General features: G+C 72.6%; 5 protein-coding genes. All 5 read left to right on the top strand.

Features of this window, described 5'->3' with window-relative positions:
- Positions 1-2 precede the first annotated feature (2 nt).
- Positions 3-809, top strand: coding sequence for a DUF4097 family beta strand repeat-containing protein (locus KBX39_RS22310; RefSeq protein ID WP_312247476.1), 807 nt, complete (start codon positions 3-5; stop codon positions 807-809).
- Positions 806-1,426 carry a PadR family transcriptional regulator gene (locus tag KBX39_RS22305; protein ID WP_210872335.1) on the top strand — a complete coding sequence of 207 codons (621 nt, stop codon included), beginning with the start codon at positions 806-808 and terminating at the stop codon, positions 1,424-1,426. Before KBX39_RS22310 ends, KBX39_RS22305 begins: the two co-directional genes overlap by 4 nt.
- A gap of 64 nt (positions 1,427-1,490) precedes the next feature.
- Positions 1,491-2,192, top strand: coding sequence for a response regulator transcription factor (locus tag KBX39_RS22300; protein WP_043328553.1), 702 nt, complete (start codon positions 1,491-1,493; stop codon positions 2,190-2,192).
- Positions 2,189-3,736 carry a HAMP domain-containing sensor histidine kinase gene (locus KBX39_RS22295; RefSeq protein ID WP_210872333.1) on the top strand — a complete coding sequence of 516 codons (1,548 nt, stop codon included), beginning with the start codon at positions 2,189-2,191 and terminating at the stop codon, positions 3,734-3,736. The genes KBX39_RS22300 and KBX39_RS22295 overlap by 4 nt, the downstream gene beginning before the upstream one ends.
- A 62-nt stretch (positions 3,737-3,798) precedes the next feature.
- Entirely contained in the window at positions 3,799-5,154 is a 1,356-nt protein-coding gene (locus KBX39_RS22290; protein ID WP_210872330.1) for a S1C family serine protease, read from the top strand.
- Positions 5,155-5,176 lie beyond the last annotated feature (22 nt).

Below are 5,176 nucleotides of genomic sequence, written 5' to 3'. Positions count from 1 at the left end.
GGATCACGGTGGACGAGCCGGTCACCCGGCTCGACGTCCGGCTGGTCAGCGGCCGGCTCAACGTGGTCGCCACGGACGGCCCGGCGCGGGTCGACGTCACCCGGATCGGCCGGCGGCCACTCCTGGTCGAGATGCGCGACGGCCGGCTGACCGTCCAGCACGAGCGGCCGACCCGGTGGCCGGGCGTGCTCTGGTCCTTCGGCGGCTTCCACCGCCGGTATCGCGCCGAGGTGTCGGTCGCCGTACCGGCCGAGGTCCTCGCCGACCTGCACCTGGTGGACGGCACGCTCGTCGCCTCCGGCCTGCGCGGGGACACCAGGGTCGACGTCACGTCCGGCGAGGTCACGCTGCGGGGGTTGCGGGGACGCACCAGCGCCAAGGTCATCTCCGGCCCGGTCGAGGCGCTCGGCATCGGCGGCGACCTCGACCTGGAGACGGTCTCCGGTGAGCTGATCCTCGCCGACAGCGCGCCCGAGCGGGTACGCGCCCACGCCGTCTCCGGCTCGATCACCTGCGACCTGGACAACCCGCGGGGCAGCGAGATCCGGCTCAGCGCCATCTCCGGCAGCATCACCGTACGGGTCCGCGAGGACAGCGACCTCACGGTGCACCTGCACACCACCGCCGGCAAGATCACCAGCGGCTTTCCGCAGGTGGACGGCGGGCAGCGGGGCTTCGGTTCGATCAAGGACAGCCACGGCGTGCTCGGCGGCGGTACGGGTAGGCTCTGGGCCTCCGCGACCTCCGGCAGCATCGCGCTGCTCGCCCGCCCGGTCGCGACCGCCGAGGACGTGGAGGAGCTGCCGTGACCGCCGTGTTCAGCCACGGCCGGCTCCGGCTCTACCTGCTGAAGCTGCTCGACGACGGCCCGAAGCACGGATACGAGCTGATCCGCCTGCTGGAGGACCGCTTCCTCGGCCTGTACGCGCCCAGCGCCGGCACCATCTACCCCCGTCTGCAACGGATGGAGGCGGAGGGCCTGGTCACGCACACCGCCGTGGGCGGCCGCAAGGTCTACGAGATCACCGAGGCGGGCCGCGCCGAACTGCGGCAGCGCGCCGACGAGCTGTCGACCCTGGAGGCCGACATCGGCGCCGCGGTCGAGGACCTGTCCGCGCTGGCCGGTGAGATCCACAACGAGGTACGCGGCTCGGTCCGCGACCTGAAGCGCGAACTGCGCGAGGTGGCCCGGCAGACCCGGCAGGGCGCGTGGACGGCCTCCGCCACGGCCCGGCCGGCGGGCGACGGGGGATCGGCCCGTCCGGACGACTCGCCGCTGCTCGTCGAGTTCGACAAGCGGCTGGCCGCGTTCACGGTCGAGGTCGGCGCGCTGGTACGGGCGCGGCGGCTCAGTGACAACCAGCTCCGGACCGCGATCCGGATGCTCGACGGAGCGGCCGAAGGGCTGCGGCGGCTGTTCCGCTGATCTCACAGGTTGTTTCCAGGGTCCACCCAGCGTGGCCGCAGCCGGAGCGCGGATGATGGGGCCCATGGCGGCTACCCAGACGGAGGCTCGACTGCTCGTGGTCGAGGACGATCCCAACATCCTCGAACTGCTCTCCGCGAGCCTGCGTTTCGCGGGCTTCGACGTGGCCACCGCGACCAGCGGCAGCGCCGCGCTGAACGCGGCCAAGGACCACCGGCCCGACCTGGTGGTGCTGGACGTGATGCTGCCCGACCTGGACGGCTTCGAGGTCATCCGGATGCTCCGCGAGGGCGGCACCCGTACCCCGGTGGTCTTCCTGACCGCGCGCGACGCCACCGACGACAAGATCCGCGGGCTCACCCTGGGCGGCGACGACTACGTCACCAAGCCGTTCAGCCTGGAGGAGCTGACCGCCCGGATCCGGGCCGTGCTGCGGCGCACCGCGACCGGCGACCAGACCCCGTCCCGGCTCACCTTCGCCGACCTGGAGCTGGACGAGGAGACGCACGAGGTGCACCGCGCCGGTCAGCGGGTGCAGCTCTCGCCGACCGAGTTCAAGCTGCTGCGCTACCTGATGCTCAACGCCAACCGGGTGCTCAGCAAGGCGCAGATCCTCGACCACGTCTGGAACTACGACTTCCGCGGTGACGACAACATCGTCGAGTCGTACATCTCGTATCTGCGCCGCAAGGTCGACAACACCCAGCCGCGGCTGATCCACACGCTCCGGGGAGTGGGTTACGTGCTACGCAAGCCGGCGGCGTGAACGTCGTCCACGACGCGAAGGGCAGGCTGCGCAGCGTCCCGCTCCGGCTGAAGCTCGTCGCCTCCGTCCTCGCGCTCGTGGCTGCGGCCCTGGTGGTGATCAGCGTGTCTACCGCCTATTTCCTGCGCAGCTATCTCGTCGGGCAGATCGATACCGAGCTGAGCGACTCGGTGAACCGGTTCGAGTCGATCCCGCCGACCGGTATCACGTTGCCCAGCGACTACCTCGTGGTGCTGACCAGCCGGGGCAGCGGAGAGGTCGACGGCGGAATCGCCTACGACACGGATCGGTTCCAGGAGCGGGACCTGCCGAGCTGGCCCACGGAGGTGAGCGGGTTCCGGAAACTGGAGGGAGATCCGTTCACCGTCCGGGCGCGCGACAGCTCGGTCCGCTGGCGGGTGCTCTACACCCAGTTGCCGAACGGGCAGATGGCGTTGATCGGGGAACATCTGACCGACGTCGACATGGCCGTTCGACAGCTCGTGTGGATCGACCTTCTGGTCGGGGGCGCGGTGCTGATCTCACTGGCGTCCGTCGGCGCCGGAATCGTCCGTACCAGCCTGAAGCCGCTGGTGGAGATAGAGCGTACGGCGGCCGCCATCGCCGGCGGCGACCTGACCCGGCGCGTGCCCGACCCGGAGATGGGACGGCCGTGCCCGACCTCGGAGCTGGGTCGCCTGTCCCGGGCGCTGAACGCGATGCTGGCGCAGATCGAGGCCGCGTTCACCGCGCGGGCGGCCTCCGAGGCGGCGGCGCGCAGCGCCGAGATGGGCGCGCGGGACGCGGCCGCGTACGCGCAGGCGTCGGAGGCGCGGGCCCGCCGGTCCGAGGAGCGGATGCGGCAGTTCATCGCCGACGCCTCGCACGAGCTGCGGACGCCGTTGACCACGATCCGGGGCTTCGCCGAGCTGTACCGGCAGGGCGCGGCGCGCGCGCCGGAGCAGACCGCCGACCTGCTGCGCCGCATCGAGGACGAGGCGGCCCGGATGGGGCTGCTGGTGGAGGACCTGCTGCTGCTGGCGCGGATGGACCGGGAACGGCCGATCGCGCTGGCCCCGGTCGAGCTGCCGGTGCTGGCGTCGGACGCGGTGGAGGCGGCCCGGGTGGTCGCCCCGGACCGGCGGATCGAGCTGGAGCGGGACCCGGGCGCGGGCCCGCTGGTGGTGCTCGGCGACGACGCCCGGCTGCGCCAGGTGATCGGCAACCTGATGACGAACGCGCTCACCCACACCCCGCCGGACGCCTCGGTGACGCTGCGGCTGCGGGCGGAGGCGGGCAACCTCGCCGTGGTGGAGGTGGCGGACACCGGTCCCGGCCTCACGCCGGAGCAGGCCGAGCGGGTCTTCGAACGGTTCTACCGGGTGGACGCCGCCCGTACCCGGCGGGCCGGCGGGCCGATCAGCACCGGCCTCGGCCTGGCCATCGTGGCCGCGCTCGTGGCCGCGCACCACGGCACCGTCGAGGTGGACAAGACCCCCGGTGGCGGGGCGACGTTCCGGGTGAAGCTGCCGCAGCTGCCCGAGGCGCCCGAGCCGGGCGAGTGACGTTCAGAAAACTTCCAGGCGGATTCCAGGCTGATGACAGTGCCACAGGGAAAGCTGGGGGCATGACCGACCACGAGACCGATCCGCAGCGGTCGCCGGCCCCCGCCGACGCCGAGCCGTCGCACCACACCGCCGAGCTGCCCCGCGTCGAGAGCGGGACGTCGGACTCCTCGAACACCTCGAACACACCGGCCGCCGCGCCGGTTCCGGCCGACTCCCCGGCCGCCGGAACCACGGCGCAGGCCGGAACCACGGCGCAGGCCGGAACCACGGCGCAGGCCGGAACCACGAACCCGGCCGCTCCGCCGGCCGGCCCGTACCCGCCGCAGGGTGGGACGCCGTACCAGGCCGCGGCGCAGCAGCAGCACCCCTGGTACGGGCAGCAGCACCAGCAGCACGGCTGGGCCCAGCAGCAGAGCGGCTCGGGCTACCAGTCGGCGCCGCACAGCGGCGGGCCGGTCCCGTCGTACCAGGCGCAGCCGTACCAGGGACAGCACGGGCAGCACGGGCAGCACGGCTACCAGCCGTACCAGGCCGGACAGCCGACCCCGCCGTGGGGCACGCCGCAGCCGGCGCGGCCCAGCCGGGCCGGGAAGATCGTCGGCGTGGGCGCGCTGGCGCTGGCGCTGATGTTCGGCTCGGGCGTGGCCGGTGGCGCGCTGGCGCTCGCGCTCGACGGGGACGGCCCGACCCGCACCTACTCCGCCGCCCCGATCATCAACAGCGCCGACCTGCCCAAGATCGCGGCGTCCGTCCAGGACAGCATCGTCACGATCATGACGGGCAGCGGTGAGGGATCCGGGGTGATCCTCAGCGCCGACGGGTTCGTGCTGACGAACAACCACGTGGTGGCCGGCGCCGGTGGCGACACCGTCCGGGTGGTCTTCGCCAACGGCAAGAGCGCGACCGCCAAGATCGTCGGGACCGACCCGAAGACCGACCTCGCGGTGGTCCAGGCCAGCGGGGTCAGCGACCTGAAGGCGGCGAAGTTCGGCGACAGCGACGCCATGCAGGTCGGTGACCAGGTGCTCGCCCTGGGCAGCCCGCTCGGCCTGCAGGGCTCGGTCACCGCCGGCATCCTCAGCGCCCGCGACCGCACCATCCAGGCGGGCAGCGGCCAGCAGAACCCGCAGCAGGGCGCCAGCTCGATCTCCGGCCTGCTGCAGACCGACGCCCCGATCAACCCGGGCAACTCCGGCGGCGCGCTCGTCGCCGCCGTCACTCCGGGCAGCCCCGCCGAGAAGGCCGGGCTCCAGCGCGGCGACGTGATCACCAAGTTCGGCGACAAGGTGATCAACGACTCGAACGATCTGGTCGGCGCGGTGCAGGCCGGCAAGGTCGGCGACCGGGTCGAGGTCGAGTACAAGCGAAACGGATCCGCCGAGACCGCAACCGTGACGCTCGCCGAGACGTCATAGTCCCCAAGACCTGCCTCCCTCC

The sequence above is a fragment of the Micromonospora sp. D75 genome (genome assembly GCF_018070405.1).
Taxonomy (GTDB): domain Bacteria; phylum Actinomycetota; class Actinomycetes; order Mycobacteriales; family Micromonosporaceae; genus Micromonospora; species Micromonospora chalcea.
This window is presented reverse-complemented; position numbering and strand designations above follow the sequence as displayed.

Bases quoted from the DNA above. Each gene is read 5' to 3' on its own strand.
- KBX39_RS22300 (WP_043328553.1), top strand. From the start codon at position 1,491: ATGGCGGCTACCCAGACGGAGGCTCGACTGCTCGTGGTCGAGGACGAT.
- KBX39_RS22290 (WP_210872330.1), top strand. From the start codon at position 3,799: ATGACCGACCACGAGACCGATCCGCAGCGGTCGCCGGCCCCCGCCGAC.